Source organism: uncultured Desulfosarcina sp. (genome assembly GCF_963664155.2).
Lineage (GTDB): Bacteria > Desulfobacterota > Desulfobacteria > Desulfobacterales > Desulfosarcinaceae > Desulfosarcina.
Genome location: NZ_CAXXXH010000001.1, coordinates 1,469,669 through 1,489,338 on the forward strand (window position 1 = coordinate 1,469,669; position 19,670 = coordinate 1,489,338).

18 protein-coding genes and 3 pseudogenes are annotated in these 19,670 nt (G+C 45.8%); 4 read left to right on the top strand and 17 right to left on the bottom strand.

Annotated elements, in window-relative coordinates; translation table 11 throughout:
- Nucleotides 1–161 precede the first annotated feature (161 nt).
- From ACHZBS_RS06580 to ACHZBS_RS06615, 8 genes are all read right to left on the bottom strand, one after another.
- The gene (locus ACHZBS_RS06580) at nt 162–1,034 is read right to left on the bottom strand and encodes an ABC transporter permease (protein ID WP_319405724.1); all 873 of its coding nucleotides are present in this window, start codon (nt 1,032–1,034) and stop codon (nt 162–164) included.
- 24 nt (nt 1,035–1,058) lie between these two features.
- The gene (locus ACHZBS_RS06585; protein WP_319405725.1) at nt 1,059–2,060 is read right to left on the bottom strand and encodes an ABC transporter permease; all 1,002 of its coding nucleotides are present in this window, start codon (nt 2,058–2,060) and stop codon (nt 1,059–1,061) included.
- A 134-nt stretch (nt 2,061–2,194) separates the two neighbouring features.
- Nucleotides 2,195–3,805, bottom strand: coding sequence for an ABC transporter substrate-binding protein (locus tag ACHZBS_RS06590; protein ID WP_319405726.1), 1,611 nt, complete (start codon nt 3,803–3,805; stop codon nt 2,195–2,197).
- Nucleotides 3,806–3,816: 11 nt separating this feature from the next.
- Nucleotides 3,817–4,788 carry an oligopeptide/dipeptide ABC transporter ATP-binding protein gene (locus ACHZBS_RS06595; RefSeq protein WP_319405727.1) on the bottom strand — a complete coding sequence of 324 codons (972 nt, stop codon included), beginning with the start codon at nt 4,786–4,788 and terminating at the stop codon, nt 3,817–3,819.
- 51 nt (nt 4,789–4,839) lie between these two features.
- The gene (locus tag ACHZBS_RS06600; protein WP_319405728.1) at nt 4,840–5,808 is read right to left on the bottom strand and encodes an ABC transporter ATP-binding protein; all 969 of its coding nucleotides are present in this window, start codon (nt 5,806–5,808) and stop codon (nt 4,840–4,842) included.
- 300 nt (nt 5,809–6,108) lie between these two features.
- Nucleotides 6,109–7,059 (bottom strand): hypothetical protein, encoded by a 951-nt coding sequence (locus ACHZBS_RS06605; RefSeq protein ID WP_319405729.1) that lies wholly within the window; start codon nt 7,057–7,059, stop codon nt 6,109–6,111.
- Between the two features lie 83 nt (nt 7,060–7,142).
- Entirely contained in the window at nt 7,143–7,994 is an 852-nt protein-coding gene (panB, locus tag ACHZBS_RS06610) for a 3-methyl-2-oxobutanoate hydroxymethyltransferase (protein ID WP_319405730.1), read from the bottom strand.
- Nucleotides 7,995–8,099: 105 nt separating this feature from the next.
- A complete protein-coding gene (locus tag ACHZBS_RS06615; RefSeq protein WP_394707970.1) occupies nt 8,100–8,249 on the bottom strand; it encodes a helix-turn-helix domain-containing protein in 150 nt (49 codons plus the stop codon).
- Nucleotides 8,250–8,512: 263 nt separating this feature from the next.
- Between ACHZBS_RS06615 and ACHZBS_RS06620 the strand changes: the two are divergent.
- Nucleotides 8,513–9,124 (top strand): annotated as a pseudogene (locus ACHZBS_RS06620) (reverse transcriptase domain-containing protein).
- A gap of 147 nt (nt 9,125–9,271) precedes the next feature.
- Here the strand turns inward: ACHZBS_RS06620 and ACHZBS_RS06625 are convergent.
- The 3 genes from ACHZBS_RS06625 to ACHZBS_RS06635 form a co-directional block, all read right to left on the bottom strand.
- Nucleotides 9,272–10,495 carry an amidohydrolase family protein gene (locus ACHZBS_RS06625; protein ID WP_319405731.1) on the bottom strand — a complete coding sequence of 408 codons (1,224 nt, stop codon included), beginning with the start codon at nt 10,493–10,495 and terminating at the stop codon, nt 9,272–9,274.
- Between the two features lie 483 nt (nt 10,496–10,978).
- Nucleotides 10,979–11,485 carry a PLP-dependent transferase gene (locus ACHZBS_RS06630; RefSeq protein WP_319409067.1) on the bottom strand — a complete coding sequence of 169 codons (507 nt, stop codon included), beginning with the start codon at nt 11,483–11,485 and terminating at the stop codon, nt 10,979–10,981.
- The gene (locus tag ACHZBS_RS06635) at nt 11,437–12,168 is read right to left on the bottom strand and encodes an aminotransferase class I/II-fold pyridoxal phosphate-dependent enzyme (protein WP_319405732.1); all 732 of its coding nucleotides are present in this window, start codon (nt 12,166–12,168) and stop codon (nt 11,437–11,439) included. The genes ACHZBS_RS06630 and ACHZBS_RS06635 overlap by 49 nt, the downstream gene beginning before the upstream one ends.
- Before the next feature lie 385 nt (nt 12,169–12,553).
- Between ACHZBS_RS06635 and ACHZBS_RS06640 the strand changes: the two are divergent.
- From ACHZBS_RS06640 to ACHZBS_RS06650, 3 genes and pseudogenes are all read left to right on the top strand, one after another.
- Nucleotides 12,554–12,994 (top strand): annotated as a pseudogene (locus tag ACHZBS_RS06640) (transposase); the annotation flags it as partial.
- 14 nt (nt 12,995–13,008) lie between these two features.
- On the top strand, nt 13,009–13,278 hold the full coding sequence (locus tag ACHZBS_RS06645) for a transposase (RefSeq protein ID WP_394707971.1): 270 nt from the start codon (nt 13,009–13,011) through the stop codon (nt 13,276–13,278).
- Nucleotides 13,279–13,508: 230 nt separating this feature from the next.
- Nucleotides 13,509–14,207: pseudogene (locus ACHZBS_RS06650) on the top strand (IS5 family transposase); the annotation flags it as partial.
- A 475-nt stretch (nt 14,208–14,682) separates the two neighbouring features.
- Here the strand turns inward: ACHZBS_RS06650 and ACHZBS_RS06655 are convergent.
- From ACHZBS_RS06655 to ACHZBS_RS06680, 6 genes are all read right to left on the bottom strand, one after another.
- Nucleotides 14,683–14,955, bottom strand: a complete 273-nt coding sequence (locus ACHZBS_RS06655; protein WP_319405733.1) for a hypothetical protein — start codon at nt 14,953–14,955, stop codon at nt 14,683–14,685.
- A gap of 279 nt (nt 14,956–15,234) precedes the next feature.
- Nucleotides 15,235–16,020 carry an IclR family transcriptional regulator gene (locus tag ACHZBS_RS06660; protein ID WP_319405734.1) on the bottom strand — a complete coding sequence of 262 codons (786 nt, stop codon included), beginning with the start codon at nt 16,018–16,020 and terminating at the stop codon, nt 15,235–15,237.
- A 569-nt stretch (nt 16,021–16,589) separates the two neighbouring features.
- Nucleotides 16,590–17,345 carry an IS21-like element helper ATPase IstB gene (gene istB / locus ACHZBS_RS06665; protein ID WP_319404673.1) on the bottom strand — a complete coding sequence of 252 codons (756 nt, stop codon included), beginning with the start codon at nt 17,343–17,345 and terminating at the stop codon, nt 16,590–16,592.
- Complete coding sequence (gene istA / locus ACHZBS_RS06670) at nt 17,342–18,808, bottom strand: IS21 family transposase (RefSeq protein WP_319404672.1); 1,467 nt, start codon at nt 18,806–18,808, stop codon at nt 17,342–17,344. Before istA ends, istB begins: the two co-directional genes overlap by 4 nt.
- On the bottom strand, nt 18,805–19,182 hold the full coding sequence (locus ACHZBS_RS06675) for a helix-turn-helix domain-containing protein (protein WP_319404671.1): 378 nt from the start codon (nt 19,180–19,182) through the stop codon (nt 18,805–18,807). The genes istA and ACHZBS_RS06675 overlap by 4 nt, the downstream gene beginning before the upstream one ends.
- Nucleotides 19,142–19,663: a hypothetical protein gene (locus tag ACHZBS_RS06680; RefSeq protein WP_319404670.1), complete on the bottom strand. Its 522-nt coding sequence runs from the start codon at nt 19,661–19,663 to the stop codon at nt 19,142–19,144. The genes ACHZBS_RS06675 and ACHZBS_RS06680 overlap by 41 nt, the downstream gene beginning before the upstream one ends.
- Nucleotides 19,664–19,670: the final 7 nt, after the last annotated feature.

A 19,670-nucleotide genomic window follows, 5' to 3' on the forward strand; every position in this document is an offset into this window, starting at 1 on the left:
TTAAGAGATGATTAATTAATGGATTACTGACAGATTTATCATCAGAATTGTTTCACACTATTAATCCACAATGTTGGTAGTATTATTTTATAATAGGTGCGTACAAAAGATTCATTCATCGATTATTTTGGACATCAATTCCATTTTATTACTTCACTTTTTTATTTTTTCATCTTTGGGTCCAAAGCATCCCTAAGTCCGTCGCCGAACATGTTAAAGCCTAAAACCGTGAGCATAATGGCTAAACCGGGAAAAAGAACCGTCCAATAAGCTGTGACCACATACTGCCGTGAGTCCGCAATCATTTTTCCCCATTCAGGGGTTGGAGGCTGTGCACCGAGTCCGAGAAATCCGAGTGCCGCAGCGTAAAGCACAGCGGTTGCCACACCAAGCGTCCCTTGGACGATCACGGGAGCAACGCTGTTTGGTAAAACATGCATGAATAGGATGCGCAAATTACTCATGCCTATGACTCTCGCCGCGGCAATGTATTCTTCTTCCTTAATGCTGATGACACGTGAGCGGATTAATCGTCCAAATGTCGGCACATAGACGATAGATATCGCGATCAAAGCATTCAGAAGCCCTGGCCCTAAAACCGTCACGATGGCAATGGCCAGCAGAATTGCGGGAAACGCCATAATGATATCGAAAATCCGACAGATAATGGTATCAGTCCATCGGCCAAAATACCCGGCTAAAAGCCCAAGAATACTGCCTACAATAATCGAACCACTTACTGAAAAAAAGCCAAGCCAAACTGAAAAACGAGCACCGTAAATAATCCGAGTCAGGAGATCCCTTCCTAAATTATCCGTTCCGAGCCAATGACTGAAATTTGGCGATTTTAGACTTTGGGCCAAATCTTGCCCGTCCCATTGCCCGGGGGCAATCAGCGGGGCCAGTATTCCAATCAGGATGAAAAATACGATGATACCAATGCCTACCAAAGCTGTTTTATGTTTTCGCAGCCGTTTCCAGCTTTCTTTCCAAGGGGAGAAGGCCGGATGACTGACTTTGTTATTATTTTCCAACGCCTTTACATCCTCCGATTCCGTTTAGTAGCGAATTCGCGGATCGATATAAGCATACATAATATCGACCAGAAGATTGATAGCCACAAAAATGAACGCCACAATTAAGATGCCTGACTGCACTACAGGATAATCGCGGTAAGAAATGGCGTCATATATATAGCGACCAATTCCAGGCCAACCAAAGATTGTTTCGACCAGGATAGTTCCCCCAATAAGGTACCCAAATTGTATGCCTATTACCGTTAATATTGGTAATAATGCATTTTTCAAAGCATGCTTGTAGATCACCCAAAATTCGTTAAGTCCTTTAGCCCGAGCTGTTCTTATGTAATCCGAATTTATTACTTCCAGCATGGATGAACGTGTCATTCTGGCGATAATTGCCATCGGATACATTCCCAGCGCCATTCCCGGCAAGATTAGGTGCTTAACTACGTCCCATAAGCCGGCCCAATTACCTTCCAAAATAGCGTCGATAACATAGAAGTGTGTGATAATTTGAAGAGGTTCACGCACATTGTAACGCCCGATGGAGGGGAGCAGTCCGAGCTTCAGGCCAAATACCAATTGTTCCATCAGACCAAGCCAGAAAACCGGCATTGAAACTCCAGCAATGGCAATGATCATAGCCACATAGTCAACAGAGGACCCGTGTTTCCAGGCCGCAACTATCCCCGCGTTAATTCCAACAACAAAAGCGAAAATCAAGGCTGAGAGGGAAAGCTCAATTGTGGCCGCGAGATAAGGGAGAACTTCCTGGGCTATCGGATGCTGCGTACGGATTGAATTCCCAAGATCCCCGCTCACTATCTGCTTCAGATAGTGCAAATATTGCATATATATAGGATCATTCAGACCCAAGCGGATGTGCATATCCTGCACGGCTTCTGAAGTCGCCTGTTCTCCAAGAATCACCTGAGCCGGATCACCTGGAATCGCATGAATAATTGAGAAAACAATCAAGGACATGCCCAAGAGAACTGGTATTAATTGAACCAGGCGTCTTCCGATATGAAATAACATCTTCAACACCCCCGCTTGCCTTGCATAAGATTTCCCTCCCAGCCAAGTGAGATCCAGGAAATGGATAGAATTGCCCCGACAGCTGTAACCGGCCGTGTGATCAAATAATATGTCTTTCTCTGCTGATTGATGAATTATTTCTGAATATCTACATTCTCATATTTTTCAAGCGCTTCTAACAAAGGGATAAAATTCTTAACATAATCAGCTGCTGCCAGTACGGGGATCGAATGAACCAGGAATAATATAGGAGCGTCATCATGCGCGATTTGCTGTGCTTCCGCATAAAGCTTAGCTCTTTCATTCTGATTTACATTTTTACGGGCCTGACCAATGAGATCTGTGACTTTATCGCTCTTATACAGCGCAATATTCGTTGCGTTAGGCGGGGTGGCACGATTCTTATCATATGTGAAAGTCATAGCATAATCAGGTTCAATGGTGATGGTCAATCCCCACATAGCCATTGGAATTTCACCATTATACGCCTTCTTAAGATAAGTAGCCCAATCCAGGCTTATAATGTTGGTCTTAACTCCAATCTTGGCGAAATCCGCCTGAAGGGATTCAGCGATTGTTTGCGGCTGTGGCATGTATGGACGCGATACAGGCATCACCCAGAAATCGGTCGTGAAGCCATTGGGATATCCGGCTTCAGCTAAGAGCTTCTTCGCAGCATCCGGATCGTATTGGTAATCTTTAAGGTTCTGATTGTAAGCCCAACTTGAAGCAGACAGGACGCTTTTCGCCGGAATGGCTAGACCGTAGTAGAATGCATCGATCAATCCTTGCTTGTTAACGGCCATGCTAAGCGCCTGGCGAACTTTGACATTATCAAAAGGTGGCTTTGTCACATTGAAGTTAACTTCACCGACATTGACGGCGGGACGTTTGATTAGTTGCAGTTTACGGTCGCCAGTTACAGAGGCGACATCGCTTGGATTTAGTCCATCCATTAAATCAAGTTCACCGTTCTGCAAAGCGGTTAATCGGGCCGTAGCATCAGGAATAGTTCTGAAAATCAACTTGTCGAGTTTGGGTAGACCCTTTTGCCAATAAATTGGATTCTTAACTAGGCTGAGGGTGTCATTGGTTTTCCATTCCTGGAATATGAAAGGGCCTGTTCCTACCGGATGCCTGCCAAATTGGTCACCGTATTTTTTAATTGCGTCTGGACTGGCAATCGGCGTGTAACACATAGCCATATAGTATAAGAATGGGGCAAACGGGCTGTTCAGGGTGATCTGTACATGGTTTTTATCAACTGCCTTAACATCTTGTATTATGCTTTTTGGGTCACCCTTGAATCCGCCAAAGCCAAGGGTAAAATAAGGAAAAGTTCCCCCGGTATGATATGGGTTGCTCTTATCCCACCAGCGCACAATGTTGAAGACTACAGCGGCGGCGTTAAAGTCGGTTCCGTCATGGAATTTCACGCCATCGCGTAAGGTAAATGTATACACTTTGCCATCAGGGGAAATTTTCCACGAGGTTGCCAGAGATGGAATTATGTCGAAATTTTTCGGATTCAAAACAACTAAGTTGTCATAAATTTGTTCAGTGGCTCTCCAAGACTCATTATCACTAGCGTTGATTGGGTCCAGGATGACACTGTCCGCCATCCGTCCTACAACCAGGACTTTTTCCTTTGCTTCGGCAGCTGCACCAGCCTTGGAGCCAGTGCCGGTAAGCACCAGAGAAACTGCCAGCATCATACCAGTAAGCAACGTAATAATCTTTTTCATTTTTTTCCTCCTTAGTTATATAAATGGCAACTCACTCTATGTCCTTCCCCCACATCACGGAGCGAAGGGCTCTCTATCCGGCAGATATCCAAACTTGCGCGACAGCGAGGGTGGAACGTACAACCCCTGGGGGGATTGGCCGGGCTGGGAACATCTCCCTCAAGGATGGTGCGTTCCCGCTTGGCCTCCGGGTTAGCAATAGGTACGGCCGACAGAAGAGCTTGGGTGTAAGGGTGCAACGGCTTGGTATAAATAGTCTTTTTATCTGCTATTTCAACAATTCGTCCTAAATACATAATCCCAATGCGGCTAGAGACATGTTTTATAACGCTCAGATCATGAGCAATAAAAAGATAAGTAATCTCAAATTCCTGCTGCAGCTTTTTAAGCAGGTTGAGGATCTGGGACTGGATAGACACATCTAAAGCTGAGACAGGCTCGTCGGCTATAATAAAATGAGGGTTCACAGCTAATGCGCGGGCGATTCCAATCCTCTGTCTTTGACCGCCGGAAAATTCATGAGTATACCGGGTAGCGTGATGGGAGTTCATCCCGACAACTTCCAGCAACTCATTAACCTTATTTTTACGTTCCGCAGAAGTATAGAGGTTATGGACGATCATTGGCTCCATAATTATCTTTTCCACGGTCATACGCGGGTTCAGGGAAGCGTATGGATCCTGAAAAATAAGCTGCATGTTCCGGTAAACACTGCACATCTCCCGGGAAGACAGCTTCGCGATGTCCTGGCCATTAATATAAATCTCACCCCCTGTGGGTTGTATCAAACGCAGGATGCAGCGGCTTGTTGTGGATTTTCCGCAACCGGATTCACCGGCCAGTCCAAAAGTTTCGCCGGCGAAGATTTCCAGATCTACCCCGTCCACGGCTTTGATATATCCGCTTGTCCGTCTTCGAAAACCGGTTTTGATCGGAAAGTATTTGGTCAGGCCCTTAACTTTTATCAATGGCTCAATATTCATAATTACCTAAGTCGGCAGAATTCGTAAAATCGGAGTCTGCGAAAACGAGTGTCATCGTCCTGCTGCATTGTGGCAGCGTACTTTATGCCCGGAGGTTACCGTTATCAGATCGGGTTCCTTCTGACGGCAGAGCTCACTCGCCTGAGAACACCTGGGCTCAAAGCTACATCCTTTGGGCATGTTCAGAGGAATTGGTACGTTCCCAGGGATAGAGTCCAGCCATTCCCTTTCTGTCTCTAAAGAGGGTATGCAATTAAGAAGCCCAATAGTATACGGATGCATGGGGTTCCGAAAAACAGTCCGAACGTCGGCTTCTTCAACGACTTTGCCTGCGTACATTACGATTACGCGTTCACACATTTCTGCCACTAGTCCCAGGTCATGCGTAATCAATATTGTAGCAGAGTTGCTCTCATTTTTTAATTTCTGCATCAGATCAACAACTTGCGCCTGGATTGTCACATCAAGGGCTGTGGTGGGTTCGTCTGCTATCAATAGTTTGGGATTACACGCCAAGGCCATGGCAATCATCACCCGTTGGCGCATTCCCCCGGATAGGCTGTGGGGATATTCGTTGATAATCGCTTCAGCTCGTGGAATTCCAACCAAGTGGAGCAATTCAATCGATCGTTCAATGGCGCCCTTCCGTTTCAGATGCCAGTGCAATTTCAGAGTTTCTTGGATTTGATTGCCAATGGTAAACAACGGATTCAAGCTAGTCATGGGTTCCTGAAATATCATTGCAATATCATTACCGCGGATCTTGCGCATTTCAGGCTCGCTTAATGTAAGCAGATTGCGCTTTTGAAAATCAATCTGTCCTTCAACAACTTTTCCCGGACTTTGAATCAGGCGCAGAACAGATAGAGCTGTCACGCTTTTGCCACAACCCGACTCGCCAACAAGTCCAACTGTTTCCCCCTGGGCGATTTCAAAGTCTACACCGTCGACAGCCTTATAGGTTCCCTCATCCGTGAAAAAATAAGTTTTCAAGCCAGTAATTTTCAGCAATGATGACATCCTAACCCATCTTTCAAGTTATAATTAGAAACGTCAAATTTTTTGGAACTCATTGTGTAACTCTTTGTATATTCTGCCATAATTGCTACCTCCAAGTACACTCCTATCTTCTGTGATGTACGGTGCGTAGATCGGCCCAGTTCGGGAGGCCAATAGAAAAGTCTACTCACTTTGTTCACTCTCATCTGGTATTGAGCTATAAACCTATCGATGTTCATTCAGTAGTTCGAAATTGCTGGATGTGCTTTGACTCCTGTTAAATTTCCACCATAAGGAAATCAATTTCCCCCAATTCTACTGTTACTCGACCACTGGCAGAACCAGATCTGCCGGTCCCTTGGACGATACCTTCAGTTCGGGGGCATGTTTGTGCATGATTTCCAGAACGATTGAGGCGATTTTGACTTTTTCACGGATCAGGTTTTCGTGCCAGCTTTCCGCGATCCACGGTTTGTAAATGTCGCCCTCCGAAGTTCCCGGCTCGAATTTGAAATAGCAGGGGGAGGCCACGCGGGCGATCTCGGGTGCCTCGTAGGCGCGGAACATGCCACCGAAGGAGTCGACGATGATCACGTAGACGTCCAGTGGCAGATTGGCCGCCAGTCGAATGGAGCCCAGAATCGGCAGGGAGACGTCCGATATGGGGTTCATGGAATTGGCGCCCATGGATTCGATGACCTTGGCGCCGGCGGCGCTGCAGTATCCGCCGAAGACGGAAAACTTGAAAATCGTTTCTTTGGGGATGATCCCCTCGGCACGCATCTTGTTGAGAATGAAGAGCACCCCTTCGTCGTAGACCAGAAAACCCCGATGGCCTGCATCGATGTTGCGCATGATGTCGGCGATGTGATAGGAGATGTTGTCCGACCCTCTCAACCGAAAGCCCTGCATACAGCCTTCCGAAGTGGAAATTTCCTTGGCACCGGCGTCCCATCCTTTGCGGTGGCCGACGGTCATGATCATCTCGATCTTCTCATCGTGAGCCATCTGCGCCATATCCTTGAGTTCCTGGAAATCGCAGTAGGTGGATCCACCGACAGCAGCGATACACCGGTGAATGGTCACGTTGCGCTTGTTCGCCTCGTCGATCATCGCCTGCATGGTCGATGCCCGCTCCACACCGGCGATTTCGATGCGAAAATTGGCGCCATCGGGAAACGATTTCGCTGAGGTGGGCAGATCATAGGCATCTCGACCAGGGATGTCTTCCTTTTCCATGAAATCGCGAATCGTCTTCAACACATCAGACATGAAATCCTCCATCAAAGATTTATTAGTAATAATTGTTATTCTCAAATGCGACGGTTGGAGTGATCTCCTCGGTCAACGGAACATCATCCGCCAAGAAGCTGCCTGAGTTTGGGTAGTTCACCCTCAACCATTTTGTAAGCGTGTTCTTCTTTGGGGAACTCTCCGTTGCGGGCCTCCTGGACGTACTGCTTGAATGCGGTTACCGTCTTTTCTCCAAAATTTTCATATTTTTTGACGAATTTAGGGGTAAACGCCTGGAAAATTCCTAGAACGTCGCTACAGATCATCAATTGACCATCGGCTTCCCACCCGGCACCGATGCTGTATACGGGGATGCTCAGCCGTTCGCGGATAATCCCGCAGACCTCAGGCGGCACGGCTTCGACCAGCAGCGCGAAAGCGCCGGCGGCCTGGATGGCCATGGCATCCTCGATGACCTCTTTGGCGGCCTCGGCAGTTCGGCCCTGGGCCTTGAAACCGCCCTGCTGGCCGGAGCTCTGAGGCGTAAGACCAATATGTCCCATGACCAGCATCCCGCCGTCGGCAATGGCTTGAATCTGGGGGCATACGCGAACGCCGCCTTCCAGTTTAATGGCGTCAACGCCGGCCTCTTTGTGAAACCGCCCGGCATTTCTCACGGCTTCTTCCACGCTGACCTGATAGGATAGGAACGGCATATCACCGATGATGAAAGTGTTGGGGGCGCCGCGCCGAACGGCCTCGCTGTGCCAGATGCATTGATCCATGGTCACTGGCACCGTGCCGCTGTATCCGTAGACACACATGCCCAACGAGTCACCCACGAGGACCATGTCCATGCCGGCTTGTTCGGCAAAGTTAGCAGTCCAGTAATCATAAGCTGTTATCCAAACAGTTTTCATGCGGGCATCTTTCATCTCTTGTAAATCAAAACGTGTGTACTTTTTTGATGCCATTATTCCCTTTCTCCTTAATTATTTATATTCAATTTACTGTATGATCCGCAGGCTTGAGGATAGTTGACGACGTACCTCCGTAAGTTTTAATTACATTTCCCGTCATTATTCTTCTCCACATATCCCAAATCCCTTAAAGTAGCTAAAAAAACGATGAGATGTAGAACGTTGGATAGATAAAAGAACACCAACTTCCGAAACTGTTAATGGCCCCTGCTCTGACAAAAACTCCAAGATCTTTATCCCTTTTTCCAAGGATGTGATTTAGTAATATCTCTCTTTCATCGCATCAAGAACCTTCTAAAAATTAAACGTTCACTATGTGTGACTTGCATCACTATGTGTGACGTCATACATATATTGCAAATAATAGTGTGTCAAGAATTTTTTTTAAGAATTAAAATTTGTCTTTTTTTCCTTAACCAAAAAAAACAAGGTTCTTCTCCAAATTAGTTGGATCTAAGACAAGGGAAATGCCGTGATATCAAATAGAATGGACATCCGGTATCTCCGGGGATATGAGTTTGTTTGGGACGAAAATCCATATCTCGACCCTGACTGACCGCATTGTCCAGCGCGCTATGCTCATGGTCATGGAGCCGATCTGGGAGAGTGATTTTCATCGCTGTTCTTACGGCTTCAGGCCCGAATGTAGCGTGCACCACGCAGTTCGTACCGTGAAATTGCAGTTGCAAGACGGGACCGCTACGAAGGGCCGCTGGGTCATTGAAGGAGATCTGGCGAGCTATTTCGACACGGTCCACCACAAGCTGCTTCTGAAATGTGTCCAGCGGCGTATTTCGGACAAACGCCTGGTCGATCTGCTCTGGCGGTTACTCAAAGCAGGCCATGTTGACAAGGGCCTGTTCATGGCCTCCAGTGAAGGTGTTCCGCAAGGCGGCGTGTTGTCGCCGCTGCTGTCCAACAAAACCATGCTGCACGAATTTTATCAGATTACTTTCAGAAAGAAGATTTACCGGGATATCGAAACACTTCAGTTTGATCTTGACCTGTGGCTTGAGGAATAAAATCATGAGCGAACTCATCAGGGAAAAATGTGTTGCGGCAGAACCCCGATGGAAACGCTTGAAGACGGCAAACGACTCTGGGAAGAAAAAAAAGTAGCCTGAATTTGACCTGACAGACACCTTCTCAAAATCGGTAACTGTCAGATCAAATCTGAACTTCTACAATTAAGTGAAAAGATGAAAGACACCGCCTGATTTGTTAACCAACGTCGTGATACACACATCTAACTATAGTTTTTTTATAACACTTTATATCCGCACACCCTTTTTATAAACTTTAATTATTTTTCTGATGTTACCGATATCAACAATAGGATCTTCTTCTAAAATTATAAAATCGGCCTGTAATCCTGTTTTTACAGCTCCCACGACATTATCTATTCCCAAATGCTTTGCGGTCCTTAATGTGGCCGAATAGATTAATTCTCGATTACTCATTCCACCTTCCTTCATCAGCTCTAAACCTTTTACAAGATTACCAAATGCATTGATTCTCCACCCAGCATCACTTCCTGCTATAAACGATATACCATCCTTCAGCTGTTTTCCAAAATTATCTATTAGAGATTCTTGAAATTTTAACCATTCATCTAACTCTGAATTCTCATTTTCAGTACGTTTTTTATTTTTCAAATACTGTATAAGTCCATATAATACTTGCAATGTCGGACATACATAAATTTTTCTTTTGAATATTTCCTCAGATAGTTTCGGGTCATATACAAGATTGTAATTTTTATCAAAAAACCAGCAATGTTCCATCCCATCTATGTTCGTTTTCAGTATCTGCCGTATACCTTCAATGGTTGTTACATGGGCAGTAACAAACATTCCTAACCGCTGCCCTTCTTCAACCACTGTATTCAATTCGGGCGTCGTGTAGTTTAGACCTGTGGCAACCACGCCATGGGAACCTCCGCCTGTGGCAATCAATTTTATAAAGTTTGCTCCATTTTTAAATTGTTTTCGAACCAAGTGACGAATCTTTTCTTCTCCATCCGCTTCACCTTTAAAATAATGAGTATGACCTCCTGTTGATGTTATAGGACTCCCACACACAATAAGATCAGGACCTGTTATCACACCGTTATCTATACAATTTCTCAATCCAAATATAACTTTAGGTATACTACCACAATCGCGTAATGTTGTTATACCATGTTCAAGTGCTTTAGTTGCGTTTTTTGCTGCGACTAATTGTATTTCGTATAAAGTATGTTTTGCCAGGTGATCTTCCGCAGGAGTACCATCTCCCGGCAATATCAAATGTACGTGTGCATCGATAAGACCTGGCATCATGTAATTATTTGAGTAATCAATTACTTCGAAATTATCTATATTGTATTTATTTAATTTTTGATCATCTACCACCTCAAAAATATCTATGAATTTCTCATCAAAGACAACAGTAACATTCTCCATGGAATTGTCTTTGCTGCCATCATATAATTTCTTGACTTTAATCGCTTTCATCGTTCTATTCCCTTCTTACCTGATTTTTCTAAGTATGACACAAAAAGAATTTCTATTCCCGTTTTTTTGCATGGTTTGCAAAATGTAAGTGGAGCCTGACTCTGTGCTAAAATTAAAAAACAAGTATCAAAGTAGGTTGTCGACCCATGAACTCAATTTAAAATCAATTTTTGGACAATTGGTATTTTCATAAAAATTGAATTCCTTCTAATCTGAACCAATTTCGAATATATTAAGAATAAATACTTATCCTTTTCCAAATGCTTCTTTATCAATAAATGTTATAAGTATAAATTAAATCACCACGCAACGAAGCACATAAGCAATACGGACTAAATTACTGCCGATAATCTTTATGAACAAAGTAAAGATCATCATAGCACACCTGTCAAATATGGAAATCATACTGAAATATCACCTGCCTTATAGGTAAGCATTTCGCTTTTATAACCATATGCAATTACCTACATTTGCTTTATATTTTCATTCAAATACTTCTAATGCTTGGTTAAACTCGGCAATTAAGTCATCTGGGTTTTCAATACCAACAGATACACGCATTAAGCCATCGGTAATACCTATTTCAAGTCTTTCAGCTTCAGGCATATTATGATGGGAGGAAAGAACTGGATAAGCCAAGGTAGTACGATAGCCACCCAAGGTCATAGCATAATGGACAAAATTTAGTTTCCGGATAAACTCGCTGATTTTCGTCCTATTATCAGGCATTACAAAACTGAGCATCGCACCATAGCCGTTTTTAAAGATTCTCTTTGCCAATTCATGTTGAGGATGGCTTTTCAAACTTGGGTGATACACTCTAATGACGTTTGGGTTGGCCTCCAAGGCTTTAGACAGCTTGGCGGCATTATCCATTTGTTTTTGAACTCGAAGATCCATAGTACGAATACCACGTTGGCAAATATATGCAGAAAATGGATCTAGCGAACAGCCAAATAAAACTTGTAAGTTATATGCATTATTAATAATTTATTTACAGAAGCTGTTATCGATCCGGCACAAACATCACTATGCCCGTTAGCAAACTTTGTTAAACTGTTTATGACTACATCAGCACCGAATTCCAAAGGCCTTATAACTAAAGATGTGGCAAACGTATTATCAACTACAAATTTGGCGTTATTATCATTAGAAATTTTAGCAATATCTTCGATATTAACAACTGTGATCATTGGGTTGGAGATAATTTCGGTGTAAACGATTTTAGTATTAGGTTTTATATCGTTTTTTATTTCCTCAAGGTTAGTAAAATCAACAATTGTGACCTCTATTCCATATTTAGGCAAATGTTTATTGAGCAGTTCCAGTGTTTCACCATAAAGAGTACAATTTGATAAGATATGATCTCCATCTTCTAACATAGAAAATAGAGTTGTAGAAATTGCTGCCATCCCTGAAGTACAAATAAGTGAGCTCTCACCATTCTCTAAGTAAGTCATTAAATCTGCCAAAGAATTGCGGTTAGGATTTCTGGTCCGAATATACGCGTAGCCTTTGTCACGATATAAGGCCGCCACCTCATCTAAATCCGGCACAGTAAATGCTGTTGTAAGATAAATTGGAACTGTTTCCGGAATATCAATTCTTCTGCCGTGAATTCTTGCCCCATACTGTAAAATTTGGGTCTCTCTACTCAAATTATTTTTTTCCAATTTTTAATTCCTTTCAAAATTAATAAAACAAGACCGTATGAAGAAGGTATCTCCACTTAGCATTTTTGCTAAGATTAGGGTGTGAGACCAATCACCACCCAAAAGGAGGTAGCTACATGTATTATACAGATATCGATCTGAATCGGAAAACATCTTTTATTACGATAGTTGATTCAGGTGGTCATATCGTCAAGAAATCCTATCTTTGCAATGACAAACCGATTATCTTTGAGTACTCTTAAAGTCTTGACGCTGATACGAAAGTTGTTATCGAGGCAACGGATAGTTAGTATTGGCTATACGATCTATTATCACTGCATGCGATACCGGTGGTCGTTTCCAATCCAGTTAAAACCAAGCCCATTGCCTCTGCCAGGATAAAAATGACAAGCTCGACTCCCATATGCTGGCCCAACAGCTCAGACCCGATCTGCTATCGACGTTCCATGTCAGTAACCAGCAGACACGGCAACTTAAAGAACTGCTGCGTCATCGGCATAAGCTGGTCACAGATACCCTTCGCATGAAGAATCGCATCCATAACATCATGGCCAAAAACAATTTATGCTTTCCTGCCAGCAATCTGTTCGGCAAACTGGGGATGGCGTTCTTGTCTGACGCGGAACGACCGGCTTACCCGCGGCGCCAAGTAGACACCTATCTGAGCCTTTATCGTCCATTGAAAGAACAGGTTGATGCGCTGACACAACAGATCAAGCAGATGGCCAAGGTTGATCCAATGGTGCAATTGCTCATGACGATACCAGGCGGCGGAGCTATCACAGCCATGTCATCGTTGCTGAGGTCCAAGACATTGGCCGGTTAAAATCATATCGACCCATGGTTCCTCGGCTGGATTCCAGTGAGGACAAGCAACGCCTGGGACGCATCACTAAGCAGGAATCGTCGTATCTTCGCACCGCTTTGGTTGAGGCAGCCCAGGAGACAACGCGAACCAAGAGCCGACTGAATGTTTTCTTTCGCAAGCGGATTGTTCGTTCTGGATACCAGAAAACCGTTGTGGCTATCGCCCGTGAAATCATTCAGTATGCCTATTATATTTTGAGAGTTCAAACACCGTATCGAAAAAGCATTGACGCTTTGGCGTAACCCGCTTTGAGATATGGCCCACGTTTAAGGTGAGGCCATGAAGCTGATTGGGACGCCGACAATCAAATGCATGATAATATGACACCTTCGGAGTGAACACGAATAGGTATTTGGCGATGCACCCGGTCAAAGTTCTTTTTTTTGGTTGACGGTAAATTTTTCATAGGTAACTATAGGCTATCTCAAAAATAAATCTAGACATATGCGCAAAAATATAGCAAATACTGGGGATGGAACTCACAAACGAACAATGGACCAGACTAGAGCCTTTAATTCCATCCCCTCAACGCAAACACGGTGGCAGAGGACGTCCTCGGAGGAATCCCTGGGATGTGCTCAACGGTGTCTTATGGGTATTGCGTACCGGAGCACCCTGAAAAGATCTGCCGCAACGTTACCTCCCGCATCAGACCTGCCACCGCTGGTTCCAAACCTGGGTCCGGCAGGGGGTGTTCAAACACATCCTTACTGAACTTGGTGAGGACCTTTACCAACGCGGGGGCATCGATATTCGGGAAACCTTTATCGATGGCAGCTTCACCCCCGCAAAAAAAAGGGTCATTGTGTCGGCCCTACAAAGCGTGGCAAAGGGACGAAGATCATGTCAATCGCTGACGCTTTTGGTCTTCCTGTCGCCATTGACATACAAAGCGCCTCACCCCACTAAATGAAGCTGGTTGAACGTACCCTTGAAAGCCGTTTTGTGTCAGCAAACCGCAAAAACGCATGATCGGTGAGAAAGCTTACGACAGTGATCCCTTGGACCAACGCTTACGGCAGCTATACAGAACCGAGTTGATTTCCCCGCATAAGGCGAACCGAAAAAGCTCAAAACCCAGGATGGCCGCGTATTGAGACGATATCCACGCAGATGGAAAGTGGAACGTTTGTTCTCCTGGCTGTATAATTTCAGAAGGTCTACGACTCGTTGAGGATATCATGCTGATAACTTCCTCGGCATGCTACAACTGGAATGCATTATCATCCTGCAATGGTACTTTGGAGATTGACTATAGTTTCTTTAAACCGTGTCTATTTTTTTGGAGAAAGTCCAGTCCTTTTCAAGATAGAATCGGACTATACTACCCCCCTTTTCCCAGCTGTACTGAAATTCTCGCCGCAGATTCTTCAAGAGAATCGGAAAGTCCCCTGATCTTCTCTTCGGCAATCCGCGTGGTGGGTTCAGATAATCGAAATTGTACCCACTCCCTCATCGCGCTCATTGCGGTAATTAAAGATGGTAGCTGGAAATCTCTTGAACAGAATCTTCTCTTTTTCCTGCTCCAAGGATTAAAAGAATTCCTGTCTGTCGGGAATTGTATTTTCCGACATCTATTTCATTGAGATTTTGGCATCCTTCATTTTTCAGTTAGCATTATTTAATAATGTCAATCGGCTTGATTTTCAGAAAAAATCTAATGTACCACTGACGAACATCTTGGCACCTATCAGAAGGGCCTCCTCATCAATTTTAAATTGTGGATGATGGTGGGATAGGTGCGCGCCTATTTTCCGGCTATCCGTACCGAGGAACATAAATTCGCCCGGCAGGTGCTTGCTATACTTCGGAAAAATCCTCACTATCGATGGCATGATTGTCAATGATGACGGTTTTGTCGCAAACTCATCAAATGCCGTTTCTCTGGCCAACATCACCATCTCGTCATTTTTTTTCAAGGGTATATTTCCATTCACAATATCGACACCTCGCCGCTGGTGGGTAGGTACTTGGAGTCACCCATCAAACGCCGTTTATCAGCATCCAGAAACTCCTTGCTCCAGCTGTAATACAGGTTAGTAGGGATCCCCCCCTGCGCACAAGGCAAAGATGCTCCCCTCTCCTCGAAAACCCACAAGCACGATATGGATCTTATCCTCTGCAGAATACCGTTTTTCACTACTATGGGTTTCATAATTAACCCAGGAGTGTCTATTAATAAAGCCCTTGACTGTGTCTCAATGGCTCTGACGCTCTACAATGTTATGATACCCCAGGTTTGCCGATAGTTGACGACATACCTCCGTAAGTTTTAATTGTACTTTTTCGATTTTTTCCAGTGGTAGCCGCATGATTGGACAGGATATGCTTAAAGCGTATTTTACGCGGCCGGTATGATCAAACACTGGGGCACCAACACAACGTAGACCAAGCGCCAACTCTTCGTCATCGATTGCATACCCCCTCGTGAATGTTTTTTGTAATTCTTCCCGAAGCTTCTTCTTTAAAAGAATCGTTTTCGGGCCGTGAGGGATTAGCTTAGTACGCGAAAGATAATCGTTGAGTTCTGGCTCTGTGAGGTGGGACAAAATAGCTTTGCCAAGACCAGTGCAGTAAGCTGGCGCCTTCGACCATAATGTTGAATCGATACGCAATATTTCCGGAGAATCAATCTTGTCCAAATGCAACACTTCCCCGTCATCCAGGCATCCCAAGTTGACTGTTTCATTAAAAACTTTAGAGAGTATTTGCATATATTTACGGGCATCTTTCTTTATCTCAAAACGTCTTACAACCCTTTCTCCCATTCTCAATATTCGGGTGGTTAATTGGTACCGGTTGTCATCATTCTTTTCCACATATCCCAAATCCCTTAAAGTGGCCAAAAAACGATGAGATGCAGAACGATGGATAGATAAAAGAACACCAACTTCCGAAACTGTTAATGGCCCCTGCTCTGACAAAAACTCCAAGATCTTTATCCCTTTTTCCAAGGATGTGATTTGGTAATATCTCTCTTTCATCGCATCAAGAACCTTCTAAGAATTATACGTTCATTATGTGAGACTCATCACACTATGTGTGACATTTTTTTATATGTTACTAATTCTAATGTGTCAAGAACTTTTTTCATTAATAATTTTATAAGATAACAGTCAACTATCAACTATAAATAGTCGATCTTGAAAAAGTCATTTTATGACTAAGCCAGTTTGGCCTTTGATCTTTGATAAAATAGGAGCCGGAAGTAAAACTGAAACAAAAAATCTGCTGCCCAGCGCAGCAGTTTCCTGAAATTCATACCGGCAGCAGTGAAGATCGCGTTAAGGCAATCGCCGAGCGTTCCTTTGAGTCGGCAGCGATCCATACGATGATTCCTGTTTCAGATGTTCGGAACGGCGCCCATGCATGTCCCCCGCATCAACCTGTTGCGTCTGGAAGAGGAGTTGTCTGCGGTCCACCTGCGCCTGGTGTTAGCGGCGGTCTGAAAATGTTCTATTTTTGGCGATTTCAAATTGCATGATCCAACCAATGAGGATTTCAGTTGCCGGAACCCATTTCGAGTGAGCCCGGCTACGTTTTTACACAACCATCATAATTCGATTTGTTCCTTCATCCGGAAGCTTTTTCCTTGGATGAGAACGGTTTCGGCATGGTGCAGCAATCTGTCGAGAATGGCCGACGTAAGCGTGCTGTCGTTGTTGAAGATTTCCGGCCAGTCCTTGTAGGCGCGGTTGGACGTGATTACTAAGGCGCCCTGTTCATAGCGCTGACTGATAACCTGGAACAAAAGGTCGGCTCCGGCCTTGTCGATGGGTAAAAAGCCCAGTTCGTCGAGGATCAACAGTGATGGGCGAGTATATTTTTTCAGTTCCTGTTTCATTCTTCCCGCCGCCTGGGCCGCGGAAAGCGTGTTGATCACATCGATGGCGGTGGCAAACAGCACCGTATATCCTTTGAGGCAGGCCTCGTAGCCCAAGGCGGACGCCAAATGGGTTTTGCCGAGTCCCACGCCACCCAAGAAAATGACATTGGCCGACTGCTTGACAAACTGCAACCGGAACAGTTGCTGAACCTGAAGGCGGTTGATTTTTTTTGGCCATGTCCAATTGAACTGATCCAGCGTTTTAATCACCGGAAAGCGTGCCTGGTTGATGCGACGTTTGGTGGAACGATCTTTTCGCAACGCCGCTTCGCCGTCGGCCAGTTTCTCCAGATAGTCTTCGTGCGACCAACTGTTTTTGGCGGCTTTTTGGGCCAGCGGATGATGGTGCTCACGCATAAACGGCAATTTCAGGTATTTGAGGTTGAGTTCAAGGGGAGGGTCCGGCAGTTGCGTGTCAGTCATGGTCTCTCCTTTTGGTAGATGCTCAAATCGGGCGATTCCACCGTCAAGTCCAACAGATCTTCACGGCGGGTCAGATGCAAAGCGCCGGGTTTTGGCAGACAACGTGTGTGCTGTTCGAGCAGGTTGGCAATATACTCACAGGAGAACGCCTGGAAGGTAAAAGCGTCTTCCAACGCTCTGGCGACGGCTTCTGGGCTGTAGATTTCGCTTAGGGCGACGATTTTCTGCACATGATGATAGGGGTTCATGCGACGCTGTTCGAGCTTTTGATAGTATAGCGCGGATTGGGGCGACAAGGAGAGAAAGCGCATCACGATTTTCTGTTCACGGGCCTTCTTGCGCCAGAGCAAAAGCTGTTTGGGGTGATCCGGATCTTCGATGTCCAGATGGCGGTCATAGCTGCGAGCGTGGCGGGCAATCAGCTTGTTGTCATAATAAAGGCAAATCCGATCGGGATAGGTTTTCAACGTCAGTTGTCGGCCGGCATACTCGGCCGGCACCGAGTAGCGGTTGGCATCGAGTGCCACGCGGAACTGGCTCGATGCCCGGACCTGGGAGACGGTGGCGATGTCGAACCGGTGATGGGGCAACGGATTGAGATAGGCCCGCTCATTTTCGAAACGCACAATCGGCTGCTCGCGGGTCTCGCCGTGGATGCGCACGTTGGCCACCGTGTCGAGCCAGTGCCGGGCTGCCGGATGAATCGCGGTAAAATCGGAGATATCCAATCCGGCCAACAGGTTCTTTTTTACATAGCCGACACCGTTTTCCACACGCCCTTTTTCATTGCCCTTGCCCACATTGCAGGCCGCGATGGTAAAACCGTAATGATTGGCAAAGTCCAGGTATTTGGGGTTGAACACCGGCGCCGTTCCCACAATGCGCTTGAGCACGGCACTTTTAAGATTGTCGACCATGATTCGTTGGGGAACCCTGCCGAAGAACTCAAAGGCGTTTTGATGACATCCCAAAAAATGCTCCATGGTTTGGGAGACGGTAAACTCGACATACATCATACGGCTGTAGCAAAGGACCATGACAAAAAAGCTCAGTCGTCTGCGGGTGGAACCGACATTAACCGCACCAAAGGAACCCCAGTCCACCTGGGCACACTCCCCCGGAGCAAACGACAAGGTGAGAAAGGCGCGGGTCTTCGGCGGTCTGACCTTGCGGACATACTCCTTGACGATGGAATACCCGCCCTTAAAGCCCTGCTCACGCAGGCGTTGAAGAAGCTGGATTGCCGTGTAGGGATGGGCTTGGAGCAGACGGACAATATCGCTTTTGAAAGGATCGAGCTTACTGGCTCGCGGGGAACTTTGTCTGGGTCTGAACCGCGTTTGGTCGAGCCATTTTTTGACTGTTCTCACGTCCATGGCCAGTTCCCGGGCGATCTGTCGGGCGGTCAACCCGTCGTGTTGGTTCAGATGCCTGATTTTGCTGAAAAGGGCGTAATCGATCATTGTCTGCCCTCCCCGAGGTGCTTGAAAATCTGTTCAACGGATTGGAGGGTGCCGGTCTGCCTGATTGGTTCGGCATCGATGGCCAGGACCTGATACAACGGATTTCGATAGGCAATCAGGCCGATGTCGACCAGTTCGTCCCGGGTCCGGACCGAGGTGTGCTCATCCATGGCCAGACGCTGGGCCAGGGTTCGGGCAGAGTAATAGCTCATCCCCCTGGCATCGGCTACGGTGACCAGAAACAGGTACAGCGCCGCAGCAGCATGGGTACAGCGATCAATATAGTGGTCGCTGACCAGGCGGTGATCGAGCCAACTGAACCGTTTGGGTGTTCTACGGATACGGTCGGGGCAAATGGGTTGTTTGGCTACCATGGCGGCCTCCTTCACATTGGGGGTTAAGGATATCGTTGCCGAATTGTTGCATGCGACGGGCGGCCATGACGATGTCATCTTGTAACGCATACCCGGTTAATTGGGCAATAATGCCAATTAATACGGAAGGTTGTCGCGTTAAGAGATCTTGTAACGCATTGTCTGCAAAATCGGTATTATTATCAATTGTTTCAAGAGTTTGTTGGATCAAGGGATCTTGTAACGCATCGGAGGTGATTTTTGGTTTTCGGAGCCAGTAGCCAGGGTTGTCGTCTCGCCAGCGTTGGACCCGTTGCACATTCTCCGGCCCGCTAAAGTAATCGCGGTTGTCTGGTTTTTGGAGCCATCGCCTCTGACTGGCAGCCTTGCTGGCCTTGCGGCATTCAGGTTGGCGGCAGTAGCGTTGTCTATCTCTATTTCGAGGATCGGGAACGAATAAGATATGGCAATGACAACATTTTTTACGCTTAATCCCTGGCATCGGTCGC

What these genes read in the sequence shown, in the direction of transcription:
- ACHZBS_RS06605 (WP_319405729.1), bottom strand. Translation starts at nt 7,059, where the DNA reads ATGTCTGATGTGTTGAAGACGATTCGCGATTTCATGGAAAAGGAAGAC.
- istB (WP_319404673.1), bottom strand. Translation starts at nt 17,345, where the DNA reads ATGACTGACACGCAACTGCCGGACCCTCCCCTTGAACTCAACCTCAAA.
- ACHZBS_RS06585 (WP_319405725.1), bottom strand. Translation starts at nt 2,060, where the DNA reads ATGTTATTTCATATCGGAAGACGCCTGGTTCAATTAATACCAGTTCTC.
- ACHZBS_RS06680 (WP_319404670.1), bottom strand. Translation starts at nt 19,663, where the DNA reads ATGCCAGGGATTAAGCGTAAAAAATGTTGTCATTGCCATATCTTATTC.
- ACHZBS_RS06595 (WP_319405727.1), bottom strand. Translation starts at nt 4,788, where the DNA reads ATGAATATTGAGCCATTGATAAAAGTTAAGGGCCTGACCAAATACTTT.
- ACHZBS_RS06645 (WP_394707971.1), top strand. Translation starts at nt 13,009, where the DNA reads ATGGTTCCTCGGCTGGATTCCAGTGAGGACAAGCAACGCCTGGGACGC.
- ACHZBS_RS06660 (WP_319405734.1), bottom strand. Translation starts at nt 16,020, where the DNA reads ATGAAAGAGAGATATTACCAAATCACATCCTTGGAAAAAGGGATAAAG.
- panB (WP_319405730.1), bottom strand. Translation starts at nt 7,994, where the DNA reads ATGGCATCAAAAAAGTACACACGTTTTGATTTACAAGAGATGAAAGAT.
- ACHZBS_RS06675 (WP_319404671.1), bottom strand. Translation starts at nt 19,182, where the DNA reads ATGGTAGCCAAACAACCCATTTGCCCCGACCGTATCCGTAGAACACCC.
- istA (WP_319404672.1), bottom strand. Translation starts at nt 18,808, where the DNA reads ATGATCGATTACGCCCTTTTCAGCAAAATCAGGCATCTGAACCAACAC.
- ACHZBS_RS06625 (WP_319405731.1), bottom strand. Translation starts at nt 10,495, where the DNA reads ATGAAAGCGATTAAAGTCAAGAAATTATATGATGGCAGCAAAGACAAT.
- ACHZBS_RS06600 (WP_319405728.1), bottom strand. Translation starts at nt 5,808, where the DNA reads ATGTCATCATTGCTGAAAATTACTGGCTTGAAAACTTATTTTTTCACG.
- ACHZBS_RS06590 (WP_319405726.1), bottom strand. Translation starts at nt 3,805, where the DNA reads ATGAAAAAGATTATTACGTTGCTTACTGGTATGATGCTGGCAGTTTCT.